Here is a 206-nt window from a genome sequence, read left to right as displayed (position 1 = left end):
CCACTCGGCACAGCGGGTATCAAGCGAGCATGAAGGTACGCAAGAGAATTGAGGAGGGTTTCGGTTGGGGCAAAACCATTGGCTTGATTCGCCAAGTAAAAGTCCGCGGGTTAGCGCGGGTCAAGGAGGTATTTACCCTCACCTTTATCGGCTGGAATCTAACCCGAATAAGCAATTTACAAAGGGGATCCGCTTAATGGCCGGAG

Annotated in this window: 1 protein-coding gene; it reads left to right on the top strand. The window is 51.9% G+C overall.

Features of this window, described 5'->3' with window-relative positions; genetic code table 11:
- Nucleotides 1-197: transposase (locus tag Q1A48_RS21685; protein ID WP_299948966.1), on the top strand; the 197-nt coding region annotated here is incomplete at its 5' end.
- Between the last annotated feature and the right edge of the window lie 9 nt (nt 198-206).

Source organism: uncultured Microbulbifer sp. (genome assembly GCF_947489355.1).
Classification (GTDB): Bacteria; Pseudomonadota; Gammaproteobacteria; order Pseudomonadales; family Cellvibrionaceae; genus Microbulbifer.
Note: the sequence above shows the minus strand (reverse complement) of the source record. Positions and strands in the feature narration are given on the sequence as shown.